Annotated in this window: 11 protein-coding genes; 6 read left to right on the top strand and 5 right to left on the bottom strand. The window is 53.6% G+C overall.

The window, feature by feature from the left end; translation table 11 throughout:
* Positions 1-212: 212 nt before the first annotated feature.
* Positions 213-470: a hypothetical protein gene (locus JO972_RS16425; protein WP_309491177.1), complete on the top strand. Its 258-nt coding sequence runs from the start codon at positions 213-215 to the stop codon at positions 468-470.
* Between the two features lie 116 nt (positions 471-586).
* Here JO972_RS16425 and JO972_RS16420 read toward each other — a convergent pair whose 3' ends face one another.
* Entirely contained in the window at positions 587-1,117 is a 531-nt protein-coding gene (locus JO972_RS16420) for a hypothetical protein (RefSeq protein WP_309491176.1), read from the bottom strand.
* Positions 1,118-1,988: 871 nt separating this feature from the next.
* On the bottom strand, positions 1,989-2,435 hold the full coding sequence (locus JO972_RS16415) for a hypothetical protein (protein WP_309491175.1): 447 nt from the start codon (positions 2,433-2,435) through the stop codon (positions 1,989-1,991).
* A 975-nt stretch (positions 2,436-3,410) separates the two neighbouring features.
* Here JO972_RS16415 and JO972_RS16410 point away from each other — a divergent pair.
* On the top strand, positions 3,411-5,324 hold the full coding sequence (locus JO972_RS16410; RefSeq protein ID WP_309491174.1) for an integron integrase: 1,914 nt from the start codon (positions 3,411-3,413) through the stop codon (positions 5,322-5,324).
* 534 nt (positions 5,325-5,858) lie between these two features.
* On the opposite strand, the gene JO972_RS16405 is transcribed toward JO972_RS16410, so the two are convergent.
* Positions 5,859-7,256 (bottom strand): dienelactone hydrolase family protein, encoded by a 1,398-nt coding sequence (locus tag JO972_RS16405; RefSeq protein ID WP_309491173.1) that lies wholly within the window; start codon positions 7,254-7,256, stop codon positions 5,859-5,861.
* Between the two features lie 1,145 nt (positions 7,257-8,401).
* The gene (locus JO972_RS16400) at positions 8,402-10,303 is read right to left on the bottom strand and encodes a tRNA uridine-5-carboxymethylaminomethyl modification enzyme MnmG/GidA (RefSeq protein WP_309491172.1); all 1,902 of its coding nucleotides are present in this window, start codon (positions 10,301-10,303) and stop codon (positions 8,402-8,404) included.
* A gap of 189 nt (positions 10,304-10,492) precedes the next feature.
* On the opposite strand from JO972_RS16400, the gene JO972_RS16395 reads away from it, so the two are divergent.
* From JO972_RS16395 to JO972_RS16385, 3 genes are all read left to right on the top strand, one after another.
* The gene (locus JO972_RS16395; protein ID WP_309491171.1) at positions 10,493-10,936 is read left to right on the top strand and encodes a universal stress protein; all 444 of its coding nucleotides are present in this window, start codon (positions 10,493-10,495) and stop codon (positions 10,934-10,936) included.
* Between the two features lie 105 nt (positions 10,937-11,041).
* Positions 11,042-12,334 carry a GTPase HflX gene (hflX, locus tag JO972_RS16390; RefSeq protein WP_309491170.1) on the top strand — a complete coding sequence of 431 codons (1,293 nt, stop codon included), beginning with the start codon at positions 11,042-11,044 and terminating at the stop codon, positions 12,332-12,334.
* A gap of 81 nt (positions 12,335-12,415) precedes the next feature.
* On the top strand, positions 12,416-13,600 hold the full coding sequence (locus tag JO972_RS16385; RefSeq protein WP_309491169.1) for a L,D-transpeptidase: 1,185 nt from the start codon (positions 12,416-12,418) through the stop codon (positions 13,598-13,600).
* Positions 13,601-13,602: 2 nt separating this feature from the next.
* Here the strand turns inward: JO972_RS16385 and JO972_RS16380 are convergent, their stop codons facing one another.
* Positions 13,603-13,944, bottom strand: a complete 342-nt coding sequence (locus tag JO972_RS16380; RefSeq protein ID WP_309491168.1) for a polysaccharide biosynthesis/export family protein — start codon at positions 13,942-13,944, stop codon at positions 13,603-13,605.
* Between the two features lie 116 nt (positions 13,945-14,060).
* On the opposite strand from JO972_RS16380, the gene carB reads away from it, so the two are divergent.
* Complete coding sequence (carB, locus tag JO972_RS16375; RefSeq protein WP_309491167.1) at positions 14,061-17,273, top strand: carbamoyl-phosphate synthase large subunit; 3,213 nt, start codon at positions 14,061-14,063, stop codon at positions 17,271-17,273.
* Positions 17,274-17,605 lie beyond the last annotated feature (332 nt).

Below are 17,605 nucleotides of genomic sequence, written 5' to 3'. Positions count from 1 at the left end.
GATGATAGTGTGCGAATCATGATGCAGAAACCGAACAGCTGCCCATCGGCGTGCCCACGAACGCGGAGACTCAGAATTCTTATTCTTATCTAACGCAAAGCTCAACCGCCGCTCTGAGCGAGCGGCACAACATTAAAATACTTATATCAGGAAATACACAAACAGTAAACGGTCAACGGTCGGATGCAGCGACTTGTTAGGCTGGATTTATTATGAATGAACCAGAACACTTGTGCCCTTTAATAATAGAGTCAATAGAGCACGTTGAAGAGGCGCTATCATTAATTGATGAGCTTAGAACGTGCACAAGTCCAATCGAAAACGATAAATTACTAGAGGCTTTAAAGAAAAGCCTATTGCCAATTGAAGGGAAATTAGAAAAAACAAGAGCTGAAGCGTCATTATTACGTAAATGGGGTCAGCATTGGAAAAGAAAGATGAAGTTATATTTAGAAATTGATTCCTTTTAGCCTAACGTAGAGCTCAACCGCTGCGTGTAAAACAGTCGAATATCGAGCATGGTTTTAACTGTAAAATGTCCTCCGACTACGAACGGTTAACAGTCGGATGCAGCGTCTTGTTAGGCTCATTTTTGAGTCCACTGCCGATGTGTCCAATCGGGAAAGGCGTTATCCATGCAGGTCGTTATCAAATCTACAACACCACCTATGTCATCCAGGTAGCTGTTAACAGCCTCGTCGTCTATTTGTTCATCTACGTGTCTGCTCCCCTTCTTGAATTTCGCTGTCTTCTTATATCGGATGAACTCCATGTTATCTGGACCGCTGATATACGAAGCATAGAAATTAGAGTGGACTAATTGGTTCCTACGATTTTCTGCGTTCAAACATAGTCCTAACACCCTTTGCCACTCCTTTAAATGCTCTTCCTTATCAGGAATATCATACCTATCAAATAGGGAGTATCCAATATGGGCCAACTGCTTAAAAGATAGCTCACATACTACTATATCCGCTCCATCACCATCAGTCGGATCAATAAGGAATGATACAGCACTGGCCAGCTCGCACTCTAGCTGCTGAAAATAGTATACAACCCTGCCTATTGACCTGTATCCATGATCGAATATTTCTTTATGTCGTTTCTCGTGATTCATTTCCTATTATTGCCTAACGTAGAGGTCAGCCGCTGCGTGTAAAATAGTCGCCAACCATTCAAATTCTTAACTGTAAAATGACTCCCGACTACGAACGGTTAACAGTCGTCTGAACCGCCTTGTTAGACCAGATTCTTCAGGAAAACGGGTCAAAACATTAACGTCTCATTCATCATTTTCACGACTGGGTAGTTACGTGATCTTCGTCCATGAACGAGGGCAAAATTACCTTGAGCCAATCTTACTAGTCGGAACCAGAGAGTCTACTTCGTATCGCGATGCGCGTGATGTTAAATAACGTGCGACCAATCCCCTGGCTCTTAATTTCTTATTATTGTCTAACGTAAAGCTCAACCGCCGATCAATCAACGGTCGAGAATCTAGTGTGTCTCATGCCTGTAAAACCTGCCTCCGACTACGGACGGTATCCGGTCGGATGCAGCGAATTGTTCGGCAAATTTTTCTCAAACAAATGACCAACGCGAACGACGATCACCAACCATATACTCCGACCGCTCTAGCCATGAGCAGAGGATATGAGGCAACGTGTGAAATATCAAAATAGAACCACGGAGTAAAACTATGCGCCAGATGGATCAAACTACTCTATGTCAACATTCAGAATTCGTGGATCAGGCGGCAACAACCTCTTCAACAGGAACCAACTTCGCCGAAGTCTTGTGATTCAAAGCAACCTAGAATCCATTCAGCGATCCATCACCGTTACGCCAAATCGTATGCGTGCATTATTATAGCCGAACGTAAAGCTCAACCGCTGTGTGTAAAACCGCCGCAAATCGAGTATGGTTTTAACTGTAAAATGTCCTCGGACTGCGAACGGTTAACAGTCGGATGCAGCGACTTGTTAGCCCTATTTTTTTGCATATTCAATCGTCACCCAAGCTTTACCCTTCTCATCGAAGTCTACAGACCACACATATCCAGCTTGCTTGCAGATAACGTCAACAGCATCCATAATCGACATACCACTCTTCTTCAATGAAACTAGAGTGTCATATTTCTTCTTCTCTTCGGGTGACTCTGTGAATGGGTTGTTGGAAGCGTCCCCAATCTCCATTGGATAGCTGATTCCAAAATCAAAATAGCCTGTCTTCCGCTTGGCTTCAGCGCCCTTACTAAGATAAAATATAGCTTCTGAAAAATGCACCTTAGTAATTACAATTTTAGTTAACTTGACCTTTGATAAGTTATTAAAATATTTGGTGTGAACGGCATGATTCTTTTTCCGTGCTTCGTATTTATGTTGTTCAGCCATACATGCTGATACAGCGAGAAGCATTATTAGTAGTGTCTTCATATTATTATTGGCTAACGTAAAATTCGGCCGCCGATAAATCAATGGTCGAATATGTAGAATGTCCCATGCCTGTAGAAAGTTTCTCGGACTAGAAACGGTATCCGGTCGGCCGCAATGACTTGTTAGATCCGAGGGTATCAATACGTCTTTCACCGTCGAATGGTGTGCTGCTGACCAATGGCTCGAAGGTTCTTCTACATCTCGCCGACGATCTGTCAGAATTCATACCAGTGAGATAACGTCGGCCAGCATGACGGATGGAGGAAGAAGTGACGAAGGAACGTTCCGGAATCCGTGATGCGTTACCCTGGCGCTTGACCCTGCTCTCTCTTCTGAAACGTGCCCATCTCGCAGCGGGTGCCGCATGATGATGAGTGAGCGAATCATGATGCAGAAACCGAACAGCTGCCCATCGGCGTGCCCACGAACGCGGAGACTCAGAATTCTTATTCTTATCTAACAGTTAAATGGACGACTGGTCGTAGTTAATGGGATAGACGACCGGTTGTCTATCTCGGGTGAAATAGTCTTTTTTGATTGGGGATTTCATAGGCTTGGGCCTGCTGTTTTGGGCGAGCTGTGAGGGATTTTAGGGCTTTTGCTCTATTTTTGACCTAGTGCTAGTTCATTGCCACGTAGCTCTGAAGCATTGTTTTATCAGGGTAAGGATCTTATGTTGAGTGATTAGACGGGCTGACGTTTGATTCTCCTGGCTAAAATCATGTTGACTTGCGATGTAATAATATTACTCTATTGAACATGTGTTCTAGTGAGTATTTTTATCGTGAGAATAGTGACTGTGTTTTTGAACGTAGAGATCATGGGCAGGGTGTGGTGCGTTCTGGCCAGAAGGATGGCACACGAAGAGCTGGCATACAGGAGGCAGGGTGTCAGGAGGCAGGGTGTCAGGAGGCAGGGTGTCAGGAGGCAGGGTGTCAGGAGGCAGGGTGTCAGGAGGCAGGGTGTCAGGAGGCCATGCCGCCGCGCGAGGGTGGAGCAGGGGCCTTGGGAACGACTTTGTTTGGGCGAACGGGCTTGTTCGATGGGAAGGGGGCTGGGACTGAGGCTTTGGATGGACTGGTGGGAGATGTTGAGGATTGGTTGGAGGCTCGGGCGTTGTCGGCGGTGCCGGTGACGGCTCTATGGCTTGCTGGTTTGTTTGATGAGCCGTCCGCAGGATGGGCACGAGTGCGGAGATCTGATGGGGATCCGCTTGACGGGGATTGTGCGGACGTTGCGTTGCTGCGTGAGGATGGGAGTGATTATGGGGGTTGGTCAGGCGATAAAGCTGGCAGTAAGGCTGGCGACGAGTCTGGGGGTGGATCTGGAGGGCTGGCTGGGGGGAGTGCATCCCGGGGTGGTGGAGGTGGCCTTGAGGCGCTCTCTGAGGCGTTGCGTGGTAGTGCGTTCTGGGAGAAGTATCTGGTTTTGCTGGCTAAAAAGAAGATCCCGCAGGCATCTTTTGTTTACTATGGTCGGCATCTTGAGCGATGGGCTGAGTTTTACCGTAGAGAAGCGAAGTTTTGTCGGGAGCAGGGGGGGAGGCCGGGTGGTCGCTCAGATGAGACTGATAGGACTGACGCTGGGACGGCTCCTGGGGCTGTGGAGGGGACGGTGGAGTATGTTTTGGGGCGTCAGGCGGAGGCTCGTAAGTCGGTGGAGTGGTCACAGCTTTCTGGTGACGAGCGTTTGATGCGCTGGATTGATTTCATGGGCCGGGTGATGGAGCCATGGCAGATGAAGCAGGCGGTGCAGGCCGTGTGCTGGGCGCACCGTGATATTTTGAAGAGCAAGTGGGCGGTGACGATGAACTGGCAGGTGGTTTACAGTCGGATCGATAGCTATGAGCCGCTTCATGAGGATTTGGCACGTGAGTTATCGCCTGATCAGAGGGAAAAGGCGATCGTAGCGTCCGGGATCAAGGGGGATGCGGCGCAGTGGGTTGAACAGCTGATCGTGAAGTTGCGTGTGCGGCGCTATGCGCTTCGGACTGAGGAAACTTACACCAATTGGGTGGTGGATTTTTTCCGCTGGTATGCGGCCGAAGGTTTCGATGGCAAACCGGATGCTGACGCGGCGACTCGGTTTCTGACGTATTTAGCGATGGAGCGTCGGGTGGGGGTGAACACCCAGAAGCAGGCTGTCAATGCACTGGCGTTCTTGTATAAATCGGTCTTTTTACTAGAAGAATTCAGCCTCGGTGATTTTTGCAAAGGGTCCGGAAGGAAGGCGCTGCCGGTGGTCATGAGTGAGGGCGAGGTGCTGCGTGTTCTCAGTCAGATGGAAGGTGTGTCGCTTCTGATGGCGAAGCTAATGTATGGGGCAGGTTTACGCTTGATGGAATGTATGCGATTGCGCGTGAAAGATATTGATTTCGAAAATGGTTATATCGAAGTGGTTCGCGGCAAGGGCGGAAAGTCCAGGCATACGCCTCTTCCTCGATCGTTGGTAGCGAGTTTGCAGGAACAAATTGAACAGGTTCGCCTGATTCAAGAGGCGGACGTTAGATCCGGCACTGCGGGCGTGTGGATGCCGGATGCTCTGGCGGTGAAGCAGCCGTCGGCAGCCAAATCGCTGTCGTGGATGTGGTTGTTTCCAAGCGAAAAGTTATCGCAAGATCCCAAGACGGGGGTTGTGCGGCGGCATCATTTAAGCGAGACGGTGGTGCAACGGGCTTTGAAGAAAGCGGTCAATGGCGCTGGTCTTTTGAAACGTGTTAGCTGCCATACTTTGAGGCATTCGTTTGCGACACATTTACTGCAGCGCGGGCAGGATATTCGGACGGTGCAGGAGTTGTTAGGCCATGCAGATGTGTCTACCACGATGATTTATACGCATGTGTTGAATCGGCCTGGAGATGTTGTTCGGAGTCCTTTGGATGGACTTTAGGGACCGCGAATCTTGCTAATTGGACGAATTTCTTTACTTAGGTTGATGCCCCGCAGTCGCGGGGCGCTAGACAGAATTTACAGAATGGACAAAATTTTTGCTGAGGATGATGACTCCTAGGCTTGTGTGTTTTTGACCGCGAAATAGGGGAAAGACTCTAAAAGTTGCTTGGTGGATGGATTCATTTGAGAACCACGGAATGGCACGGAGGGCACGGAAGTTTTTTTGGGGGGGGCCTTGGTTGCGTGGTTTTACCCTATTATGATCGCGCTATGGAGGGTGCGGTTGTGAATGTTTTGGGGATGATGAGTCAGGTGAGATTTGTGGGAGCTAGGGGATTTATGGGTAGGCTGCCGCCGTTGGTCGATCTGCTTGGGGGCGGAAACCAATGGGTGGGGTTTGAGGGGGTGGGGGTGGTTAGATTTTCTAACACGTTAGATTATTTTGGCAAAATCATGGGCGGTGTCGAGATTGAAAGGGAGGATTAGTAGGCGTTGGTGGTGAGTGGGGGTTTGGTGCTGTGCTCTTTAGATACTAGGGTTGCGCTTGGTTGAGGTCCAGGGTGAGCGTGGCGGTGGCGGCGCTGCTTGGGTCCGGTCGCTGGGTGAGGGATGTTGCGATGGCTTCGATGCTGCGGTGGACTTTGCCTTGACAGAGGGTTGTTCCGTCTGACTTTCTGACTGTTAGCGGTTTATCCAGGTCGATGAGTTGATCGGATAGTCGGAGGGTGATGGATTCGATTGGGGGAAATTGCTGGCGGCCATCCTCGGCTCCTGGTTTTTTGGAGTTGATGGCATTGATAGCCAGTTCGCCTTGGGAGTCGCCTATGGTTAGGATGATTGTTTGTGGGTTTTCCAAATCAATTTCTGCGGTGATCAGCTGTTTGGCTTTGGGAGCAGTATTTTCCAACCAGTAAAAGCGTGTGTGGGTGGCGTTGTCTTGATACCAGTGGATTTTCTTCGGCCATGGATTTCGTGTGAATTCGGCCATCCACGGGACCGCTTGTCGGTCGGCGCGTTGCATCCAGTGACCGTAGTCCGGATAGATGACGGTTTTGTGTGGGTAGCTGCCGGGGTTGGCTTCTGCGAGTTGGTCTAACTTCCGTCCCCAATCGGCAGCGAGTTTCGCACGGTTGTAGGCATTGTCCTTACCTCCGCATTGGATGAAGTAGGGGAGGTTGCGTAGATTATACGTTTTAGCATCGCCCGGATGACCGGCCATCATTGCCGCGGCGGCCCAGCGGTCGGCCATGCGTGGGGCAAGCTGATAGGTGCCGTCGCCACCGGCGGAATAGCCCATGATGTATACCTTGTTCGGGTTGATACCTTTGAAGGTGATGAAGTTTTCGATCAATCGATCGAAAAGGGGATCAATGTGATCACGGTGCCAGAGGTTCCAGGTGTCGGTGGGTGCTCTGGGCGCCAGGTAAATTCCCTCTTTCGGCTCATAGAGTTTGATTTGATTGGCCCACTGTTGATCATTCACTTTTGCGGGAGCTCCACCGCCGCCGTGCATGGAAATATACAGCGAATGCCCGTCTTCGGGTTGATTGCCGGTGATGCGGTAATCGTAGCGGAGGGTTTGATCGCCCAAGGTGATGGCTTTGGCATCGAACTCTTTTTTGCGTTCGGCGCGGAGGGTGGTGACGCGGTCTTTGAACAGAAGTTGGATCGCTTGCTCTGCTTCGTCTTGGCTGATGGGGGTGGATGCAAACTTTTGTTTGGCGAGTGCCGGTTTGTTTTCCGGATTGAGTGAGAGATGAACGCGGAGGTGTTCGATCGTCTGGGATGGTGACGTTTTTTCTTCAGATTGCCCGGAAATTGGGGGCGACTGCGGTGGGGGAGGGGAGTTGAGTTCCTGTGAGGGGTTGGTGACTTGCTTTTTGCACGCGACGCTGGCGAGGATAATGCATGGGATGAACAATCTTTTCATGCCGTGAGAATGGGGGAATTGTTGGGGTTTGGGAACTGGTAATTTTTTTGTGGGTGACCGCGAATCTTGCGAATTGGGCGAATTTTGCTGGGGATGATGCCCCGCAGTCGCGGGGCGCTGGACAGAATTCACAGAATGAACAGAATTTTTGCTGGGGTTGTTAATTCCTGGGGTTGTAGTTTTTTGACCGCGAAATGGGCGAAAGGCGCTAAAGGTGGCTTGGTTGATGGTGCGGTTGGGGAACCACGGAAGACACGGAAGTTTTTTTTGCTGGGGCCGTGGTCGCGGGGTGCTGGATAGAAATTATTGGATGAGTAGTTTTTTTCTGGGGATGATGACCCCTGGGCTTGTGTAGTTTTTTGACCGCGAAATGGGCGAAAGACGCTAAAGGTGGCTTGGTTGATGGTTCGGTTGGGGAACCACGGAAGGCACGGAAGTTTTTTTTGAGGGGACTGTGGTCGTTGGGTGCTGGATAGAAAGTAAGGGATGAGTTTTTTTGCTGGGGATGATTAAGCAGAAGGGAGCGATGGGAGATATTTGGATGGGGCTCCTTGGTGGGAGTTATCAGGAGCGGGGATTTTTTGGCGGTGGGGGAGGGGTAGTGTTTTGGGTTTGTTTAGTAGTTTTAGGGCTGTGGATTTGAATGGATAGGGTGGTTGTGCAGGGGGTGGTTTTTTGTGCGATTCTCAGGGGGTTAAAACGGTAACTAACAAGGCGTAACCCGTTCTACAGAAGGTCGTTAATGACTTTACCTAAAACCATGGTTTTTTGGGGTGTTTTTTGGCTATTTGGTAGGGTTTTTGGCGTTTTGGTAGCTTATGTAGCGAAACTTTGTTTGAATTGTGATTTGGAGATTTGCCTTGGAAAAATAGGACTGATAGGAGGAATGGGAGGTATTTTTTTCGAGCCAGGTGGGCTTTGATGAGTTCGCGGAGGTCGTTTTGACTACTCGATGACTACTCGATGACTACTCGATGACTACTCGATGACTACTCGATGACTACTCGATGACTACTCGATGGGCACTCGGTGACCAGCAGCTGAGCTGCTATTTGGTCACTTCCGGCTGCTTTATGAACCCCATTTGGGGGGCATTCGAGGGGGGAGTGACGCCTTTTCCGGCACGGTTTTTACCGTGGATTTGGCTACTTTCTTAGGGCGATGGCTAAGATGGCGATGTCTGCGGGGGTGATTCCGGAGATGCGGGAGGCCTGGCCGATGGTGGTGGGGCGGATGGTGGAGAGGTGGTGACGGGCTTCGGCTTTGAGACCGTTGACCTTGTTGTAGTCGAATTTCTCCGGGATTCGCTTGTCTTCCATGCGGTTGAGACGATCGATTTGGGCCTGTTGGCGGTCGAGGTGACCGGCGTATTTGAAGTCGGTTTCGATGAGTGACCAGAGGTGGGCCGGGGCTTGATCGAGGATCTCGGGGGGGAGGGAAGTGTAGCTGTTTTCGGATCGGCGGAACCAGTGATCGAGTTTGACGCCCTCGTGGGAGATGGTGGGGACGAGCTTTTTGGCGGCGTCGAGGTCTGTGATTTTCTGCTGAATGCGGTCGGCGCGGAGGCCGGTGACGAGTCCATTTTCCACTGCGAGAGGTGTCAGGCGGAGGTCGGCATTGTCCTGGCGCAGGAGCAGTCGGTATTCCGCGCGGGAGGTGAACATGCGGTAGGGCTCGGTGGTGCCTTTGGTGACGAGGTCATCAATCATGACACCTAGGTAGGCTTGGTCACGGCGGAGGATGAAGTCGGGTTTTCCGAGGATTTTCAGGGCGGCATTGGTTCCTGCGATCAGTCCTTGGCCGGCAGCTTCCTCGTATCCGGAGGTGCCGTTGATCTGTCCGGCGAAGTAAAGACCGGCGATTTTCTTGGTTTCCAAGGTTGGGGAGAGCTGGGTGGGTGGGCAGTAATCGTATTCGACGGCGTAGCCGGGTCGGATGATCTGGGCATTTTCCAGTCCGGGGATGGAGTGGATGAAGTCGAGTTGGACGTCGTAGGGGAGGGAGGTGGATACACCGTTGATGTAGTATTCGTGAGTGTGACGACCCTCGGGTTCCAGGAAGACCTGGTGGCGTTCTTTTTCGGCAAACTTGACCACCTTGTCCTCGATGGACGGGCAGTAGCGGGGGCCGGGACCTTCGATTTTGCCGCAATACATCGGGGATTTATCCAGGTTGTTGCGGATGATGTCGTGGGTTTTAGGCGTGGTCCAGGTGATGTGACAGGGGATTTGTTCCACGTGGAACGTTTTGCCGGTGGTCAGTGACTGGTGCTCAGACGACAACAGTTTGTCGCCTTCGGCGATGAGGTGGCCGTTGAGGGTATGGAGGTCGTTGGGGGACTTGGTGAGGGTATCGGCCAGGTAGGAGAAGAAGGGTGGTGGGTTGTCACCGTTTTGGGCTTCGGTTTTGGAGAAGTCGATGGACTTGCCGTTGATGCGGCATGGAGTGCCTGTTTTGAATCGGTCCACTTCGAAGCCGAGTTTGTGGAGGGAGTCAGAGACGGTGGAAGTGGCGTCGCCCATGCGGCCGCCTTTTTCATTTTTCAAACCCACATGCATCAGTCCGCGCATGAAGGTGCCGGCTGAGAGCACGACCGACTTGGCGTTGATCTGCATCTGGAGGGAGGTGGTGACACCTGTGATTTCGTCGTCGTGCACGAGGATCTCCGCGACATTGGCCTGATGGAGGTCGATTCCGGGCGTGGACTCCAGGGTGTGTTTGATCCGGAATTGGTAAGCTTTTTTATCGCACTGGGCACGGGGAGCGCGGACGGACGGGCCTTTACCTGCGTTGAGCATACGGAATTGGATACCTGTGGCGTCTGTGTTCAGTCCCATGGCACCGCCGAGAGCATCGATTTCGCGGACCATGTGTCCTTTTGCCAAACCACCGATGGCTGGGTTGCAGGACATGGCGCCGATAGTGTCGAGGTTCTGGGTGAGCACGGCTACGCTGCAGCCGAGTCGGGCGGCGGCGAGGGCAGCTTCAACTCCGGCGTGGCCGGCACCGATGACGAGGACGTCGTATGTTTTTGGGTAGATGAACACGCTGAGCTATGTAGCTGGGAACGAACAGGATTCAAACCTGAAATGCCGACATGTCTGGAGCCTTAGAGTTTCTGCTAAGATAGGCAGATATATCACCACGTTGCATCTCTATTGTTCCACGTGGAACTTTTTTTCAGAGCCAGTCCGTATGCTTGAGTTTGTGAGGGAAATATGATAGATACGGTCGTTATGAAAACAATGATAGCAGCAGTGGATTTTTCGGATGCCAGCATGGTCGTAATCAAAGCCGCCGAAAAGATGGCCAAGTCCTTTGGAGCCACCCTTCATCTCGTTCACGTCGTGGAATCGCAACCTAGCTACGCCGCCTACGGTTTCACCCCGGAAGAGTTTCCGGTATTGGCCCAGGTGCAGCAGGAAACGGTCAGTCGTGCCGAAGTTCAACTTCGCGAATATGCCGACAGCTCTGGCGTGGAAGGCGTGCAGACAAACCTCCTTCAGGGCTCGCCTTTGCATACCATCCTTGAATTTGCCGATGAGTGCGGAGCAGACCTATTGGTGCTCGGCTCTCACGGTCACGGCGTGCTCGGCAGTCTGTTTCTTGGAAGTGTGGCCGAGGGATGTGTGCGCAAAGCGAAATTACCGACCCTCGTGATCCCGGTGAAGGAATCCTAGACGTGAAACGTTCCACGTGGAACAATTTCCGGTTTTTCCCGCAGTGACCGAGATGAGCGATGCAGGACTTGCGCCTGTGGGTGATTTAGGGCATTGGTTTTGTCTATGTTCGAGGTCAGGGATAAACCGGAAATGGTCGAGCGCGCGTTGCTCGTCAGAATTTGTGCAGATCGCAGAGAGGAAGAAGAAGATGCCTCACTGCTCGAGGAACTGGGTGAACTTGTCAGCACCCTAGGGATCGGCGTGGCCGAATCGCTTTTGGTTTTCACCCGATCGCTGCATAAGAAATACCTTTGCGGAACTGGCAAGGCTGCCGAAGTGGTGGAGCTGGCTCGCGCCCACGAGTGCGACTGCATTGTCTTCGACAACATGTTCCTACCCTCCCAGCAACGCAACTGGGAAGAACTGGCCGACATGTGTGTGATCGACCGCGAAGAGGTGATTCTCGATATTTTCTCCAAACGCGCCCAAACCAGAGAGGCCCGACTGCAGGTCGACCTCGCCAGAATGCAATACTCACTGCCACGCCTGACCAGGATGTGGGGTCACCTCGACCGAGAAGGCGGCGGTGGCAAAGGTGGCGGTGGAGCATCCCGGGGAATGGGGGAGCAGCAGATTGAGGTCGACCGCCGACTCGCACGCACGCGCATTGATCAATGCAAACGCGAACTGGCAGAGGTCAGAAAGCAGCGCGACACCCGACGCAAAGAGCGCGAGAAGCAGAGCACGCCCTGCGCCGCGATCGCTGGCTACACCAATGCGGGGAAATCCACCCTGCTAAATCAGATTTCCGGCGCAGACATCATGGCCAAGGACATGCTGTTCGCCACGCTCGACACCACGACCCGTGCGATTGAACTGCCCGATGGCCAACCGCTGCTACTCACCGACACCGTGGGCTTCGTCCGCAACCTGCCGCACCGACTCGTCGAGGCCTTCAAAGCCACCCTTGAGGAATCGGTGCTAGCAGATTTCATCATCCACGTGCTCGATGCCTCCTCGCCGGAAATCGAGAAATTTTACAAGACCACGATGGAAGTCCTCGAGGAACTCGGGGCGGGGGACAAGCCGGTGATCACGGTGCTGAATAAAATCGATGCCCTGAACGATCCGGTGAAGCTTGCCGGACTGGAGGTTTCTTTCCCAAATACCATCTCGGTCAGTGCCAAGACCGGCGAAGGTATGGACACACTGATGGCGAGGTGCTCGGAAATGCTCGCTGATCGGGTGACCACGCGCACGTACCGTATTCCCCAGAGTCGCGGCGATATCCCAGGCCTGCTGCACCGCGACGCCAAGGTGCTGAGCACTGAGTATGAGGGCAATGACATGCTACTCACCGCCATTGTGCCGGCTGCCATTGCAGGCAAGATCGCGGAGTTCTGCGTGGATGCTTAATTCATCTGACATGGCAGATTCCATTCGCATGTGATCAAAAATGTGGCAATCTGCCAGTATCTCGCCTCTATCATTACGAACATGAAATTCGACCTTATCCCAGCCCTTCTGTTAGGTGCCTTGCTGACGACGCCACTGGCGGCCGAAGAGACTCTGCGCACCCTAACAGAAAAAACCATTCAAGTGGACCCACCGCTGCCGAAGAAAGCGATTGTGGTGGAAGAAGACGAACCGGCCACGCCGACTGCGCCCGCAGCCAAAGCACTGACGACGGCGGAAAAACAGCCGACCGCTCAGGCTGCGGATGCCACCGCCGAGAAGCAAGAGGTCAAACCCACTCTCCCCAAAGACCGCGATGGCGGCGTGCGCTTGCAGATTTTCCTCGATCAGAAATTCTTCGGTCCGGGGATCATTGATGGCAAGCCGGGCCACTTCACCAAGGTTGCGATTGAGAACTACAACGAAAGCCTTGGCCGACCAGCCGATGACTTGCGTGTGGTGGAGGAATCGGTTCAAGGGGTGGAAACAATTTACGCCACGGCGATCGTGCCATCCTTTGTCGATCAATATGTCGACTCCTCGCTGCCGACCAAGCGCCCTGCGCAAGCGACCCGCAAATACATGTCCTACCGCAGCGTGCTCGAGTTCATGGCCGAGCGCTACCACTGCTCCGAGGAGCTGCTCTCGGAACTCAACGGCTACAGCAAAATGCGCAACGCCAAGGCGCGGATGGCGATCAAGGTGCCGAACATCGAGCCTTTTAAAATCGAAGATCTGAAAACAGGCAAGTCGCACAAGAATGAGATCAACCTGACCGCGCGCCACGTGGTGGTGGATACCAACACCAAGCAGGTCTACATTTACCAGCTCATCCTGCCCAGCGATGAAGAAGGGGCCATCACCATACAGGCCGCCAAACCCAAGCTGGTGGCCAGTTTCCCCATCACACCAGGCCAGACAAAGTTCATCCCCAAGGGCGTTTGGAATCTGAAGAACAGCGTGGAGCTGCCAGTCTGGCGCTACGACAAAAAACTCCTGGAAACAGGGGTGCGTGGTAAGGAATCGCTGACCATTCCTCCCGGGCCGAATAACCCGGTGGGCATTATCTGGAACGGGCTGACCAAGTCCGGCATCGGCATTCACGGCACGAACAATCCGAACACGATTGGTCGCGCACGCAGCGCTGGCTGCATTCGTCTCTCGAACTGGGACGCCGCCCGATTCCCCACCCTGGTCAGACCGGGTGCGATCGTGAAGGTGGAATAGGGCTATTTGCCGCCGATGGTGATGACATCATCGGGATACACCTTCAGCTTTTGATGGGCAACCTGCTTCAGATCGTAGCGGTAGCGTTTGCCGTTTCGCAACAAATAGACGCGGTTCAGACGACCGAAAACAGTCGGTCCGCCAGCTTCGGTCACCGCCTGCTGTAGGGTGCGACCTCGGCGGTAGGGGACGCGGCCAGGCTTTTTGACTTCGCCAGCCACCGAGAGGAAGCGTTGTGGTGCCGGATCGGCAGCGACGACTGGCACACCTGCGGCCTGGGAAGACGCTTGGTTGATGACGGAGAAAAGCATCAGTCCCAGAATTGACCTAAAGACCCAGTTCATGGGAGCTATAGACAAGCGGCAGGGGAGGGCGCTCAAAAAAAGGTGACATTCGTAGCGTCTGAGGCTTTACAATGAGAGCGATCTCGTCATAAATCCTTCAAATTTAGCACGACCTAATGCCCAAAGACGAAACTATCAAAAAAATTCTGGTGATCGGCTCCGGCCCTATTGTCATCGGACAAGGATGTGAGTTTGATTATTCAGGTGTCCAAGCCTGTAAAGCCCTGCGCGAGGAGGGATATGAAGTCATTCTGGTGAATTCCAACCCGGCCACGATCATGACCGATCCGGAGTTCGCACCGAAGACCTACATCGAGCCCATCACGCCCGAAGTGGTTGAAAAGATCATCATCCGCGAGAAGCCGGACGCCCTGCTGCCGACACTCGGTGGCCAGACGGCGCTGAATACCTCGATGGATTTGTTCAAATCCGGCGCCCTGGATAAACACGGCGTGCGCATGATCGGTGCCAACGCCGATGCCATCGATAAGGGCGAGGACAGACTGCGCTTTAAAGATGCCATGCTGAAAATTGGCCTGGACCTTCCCCAGAGTGGTGTCGCCCACACCATGGAAGAAGCCAAGGTCATCGCCAAGGAACTGCACGAGACCACAGGCCGCGCCTTCCCACTGATCATTCGTCCGGCATTCACCCTCGGTGGATCCGGTGGCGGCATCGCTTACAACAAAGAAGAATTTGAAACCATCGTCGCCCGCGGCATCGATCTCTCACCTGTCGATGAGGTGCTGATCGAGGAAAGCCTGCTCGGCTGGAAGGAATACGAGATGGAGGTCATGCGCGACAACGCCGATAACTGCGTGGTCATCTGCTCGATCGAAAACCTCGACCCCATGGGCGTGCACACTGGCGACTCCATCACCGTCGCTCCGGCACAGACCCTAACAGATCGCGAATACCAAATCATGCGCGATGCCTCATTCGCCTGCATCCGCGAGATTGGTGTGGAAACCGGCGGGTCGAACATCCAGTTCTCCGTCAACCCGGCGGACGGCCGCTGCATCGTGATCGAGATGAACCCACGGGTTTCTCGTTCCTCCGCACTTGCGTCAAAGGCCACCGGATTCCCGATTGCCAAGATCGCTGCGAAGCTCGCCGTGGGATACACCCTGGACGAACTGCCAAACGATATCACCCGTGAGACACCGGCATCGTTTGAGCCGACCATCGACTACGTGGTCACCAAGCTGCCACGCTTCACCTTTGAAAAATTCCCCACCGCCGACGCCGTTCTGACCACTCAGATGAAGGCCGTCGGTGAAGCCATGGCCATCGGCCGCACCTTCAAGGAGTCGATGCAGAAAGCACTGCGCTCGTTAGAGACCGGTCGTTTCGGATTCGGCTTCGATGGCAAGGATCCCCAGGACCTTTCCTACGAGGTGATCGAACGGAAACTGCACGTGCCAAATGCCGAGCGCATCTTCTGGCTGAAGTCCGCCTTTGAAAATGGTTGGACCGTGGACGAAGTCTTCGAGGCCACCACCATCGACGTCTGGTTCCTGGAGCAGCTGAAGCAAATCGTCGATGAGGGCAACAACCTCGCCGAGATGGATCTGCGCAAGGCGAAACGTTGGGGATTCTCCGATATCCAGATCGCCAACGCCCGCGGCATCTCCCAGGACGACGTCCGCGCCGAACGCAAGGAAGCCGGCATCATCCCGACCTACCGCTTGGTCGATACCTGCGCCGCTGAGTTCGAGGCCCACACACCTTACTACTACTCCACCTACGGCGATGAAAACGAAGCTCGCGAGAGCGATCAGAAAAAGATCGTCATCCTCGGCGGCGGACCTAACAGGATCGGCCAAGGGATTGAGTTTGACTACTGCTGTGTGCACGCCGCCTTCGCCCTGAAGGAGCTGGACTACGAGACCGTGATGGTGAACTCGAACCCCGAGACCGTTTCCACCGATTACGACACCAGCGACAAACTTTACTTCGAGCCTCTAACACTCGAGGACGTGCTCAACATCTGCGACCAGGAAAAACCGGACGGCGTGATCGTCCAGTTCGGTGGCCAGACTCCACTGAACCTCGCGGCCGATCTCGAACGCCACGGCGTGCCCATCGTGGGAACGTCACCGAAGAATATCGAGCTCGCCGAGGACCGGAAGTTTTTCTCCGCATTGCTCGATAAGATTGGCCTGAAACAAGCCGAAGCCGGCACCGCCACCAGCGCGGAAGAGGCAGTGAAGGTAGCACAGGAAATCGGCTACCCAGTTCTTGTTAGACCTTCCTTCGTGCTTGGCGGACGTGCCATGATGATCGTTTACAATGATACGGAACTGACACGCTACATGAACGAGGCCGTGGACGTCTCCCCGGACCGCCCCGTCTTGGTCGATCGCTTCCTGGAAAATGCCCAGGAGATTGATGTCGATTGTATTTCCGACGGCGAAACTTCCGTGGTCGGTGCCATCATGCAGCACATCGAGCAGGCCGGTATCCACTCGGGCGATTCCGCCTGTGTCATCCCCGCCTTCTCACTCTCGGACGACATTCAGAAGCAGATCATCAAGGCTGCCAAGGACCTCGCTCGCGAGCTCAACGTGCGCGGCCTGATGAACATCCAGTTCGCAGTGAAAGACGAAGAGCTCTACGTCATCGAGGTGAACCCACGGGCATCTCGCACCGTGCCATTTGTTTCCAAATCCATCGGCGTGCCGCTGGCGAAACTCGCTGCCAAGATCATGGTCGGCAAGACCCTGAAAGAACTCGGCTTCACCGAGGAAGTGCTTCCCGAGCACTACTGCGTGAAGGAGGCCGTCTTCCCATGGCCACGATTCCCCGGCATCGACATTGTGCTCGGACCGGAAATGAAATCCACCGGCGAAGTCATGGGCATCGATCAGGACATGGGCATGGCTTACGCCAAGGCCCAGATCAGCGCCTTCAACCCACTGCCCACCGGCGGCAATGTGTTCATCTCGGTGAACGATCGGGATAAAGACCGCGCCGTGCCTATCGCTCGCGATCTCTCCGCCCTCGGGTTCCAGATCTTCGCCACCGGCGGCACCTACAAGCGTCTGAAGGAGGAAAGCATCGAAATGAACCGCCTCTACAAGCTGGCCGAGCAGAAACGCCCGAACGTCATGGACATGATGAAAAACGGCGAGATCGACTTCATCATCAACACCCCCAGCGGCCACGAGGCACGCAACGATGAGGTCACCATCCGCTCCGGCGCCGTGGCCAACAAGGTCTCCCACTGCACCAACCTGTCAGCCGCCGAAGCCTCCGTGCTCGCCATCAAATCGCTGCAGGAAAAAGAACTGCAAGTGACCACCCTGCAGGAATACCACGGGATCTAACGAAACCTAACAGGTCAAAAACCAGTCTCACTCAGCCCCAGTAGTTAGCCCGCACCGTCGGCAAACTACCGGGGCTGATGTTTTTGATGGGACTGCGATAGCCCTAACAAAATCGGGAAAGAAGGTGAGAGGCTGCTAGCTAACATCACACCTAACAGGAAACACGAACCCCGCCCGTAGCCCGTAGCGAAGAGTTTGCACACTTCGACCACTAGCGCTCCGATCCACCTCACACCCACGAAGAGTGCAAACTCTTCCATGAGAAGGTATGTCAAAAGCAAAGTTGAAAATTCATTTTCACTATAGCCTAACAGTTACTTTTTTTAGAGGGC

This window comes from Oceaniferula flava (assembly GCF_016811075.1).
Classification (GTDB): domain Bacteria; phylum Verrucomicrobiota; class Verrucomicrobiia; order Verrucomicrobiales; family Akkermansiaceae; genus Oceaniferula; species Oceaniferula flava.
The sequence above is the reverse complement of the archived record's forward strand: the minus strand, read 5'-3'. Positions and strand labels throughout refer to the sequence as shown.

Excerpts from the sequence above, each read along its gene's own strand:
- hflX (WP_309491170.1), top strand. The coding sequence starts at position 11,042 with ATGTTCGAGGTCAGGGATAAACCGGAAATGGTCGAGCGCGCGTTGCTC.
- carB (WP_309491167.1), top strand. The coding sequence starts at position 14,061 with ATGCCCAAAGACGAAACTATCAAAAAAATTCTGGTGATCGGCTCCGGC.
- JO972_RS16410 (WP_309491174.1), top strand. The coding sequence starts at position 3,411 with ATGCCGCCGCGCGAGGGTGGAGCAGGGGCCTTGGGAACGACTTTGTTT.
- JO972_RS16415 (WP_309491175.1), bottom strand. The coding sequence starts at position 2,435 with ATGAAGACACTACTAATAATGCTTCTCGCTGTATCAGCATGTATGGCT.
- JO972_RS16420 (WP_309491176.1), bottom strand. The coding sequence starts at position 1,117 with ATGAATCACGAGAAACGACATAAAGAAATATTCGATCATGGATACAGG.
- JO972_RS16395 (WP_309491171.1), top strand. The coding sequence starts at position 10,493 with ATGAAAACAATGATAGCAGCAGTGGATTTTTCGGATGCCAGCATGGTC.
- JO972_RS16380 (WP_309491168.1), bottom strand. The coding sequence starts at position 13,944 with ATGAACTGGGTCTTTAGGTCAATTCTGGGACTGATGCTTTTCTCCGTC.
- JO972_RS16385 (WP_309491169.1), top strand. The coding sequence starts at position 12,416 with ATGAAATTCGACCTTATCCCAGCCCTTCTGTTAGGTGCCTTGCTGACG.
- JO972_RS16405 (WP_309491173.1), bottom strand. The coding sequence starts at position 7,256 with ATGAAAAGATTGTTCATCCCATGCATTATCCTCGCCAGCGTCGCGTGC.
- JO972_RS16425 (WP_309491177.1), top strand. The coding sequence starts at position 213 with ATGAATGAACCAGAACACTTGTGCCCTTTAATAATAGAGTCAATAGAG.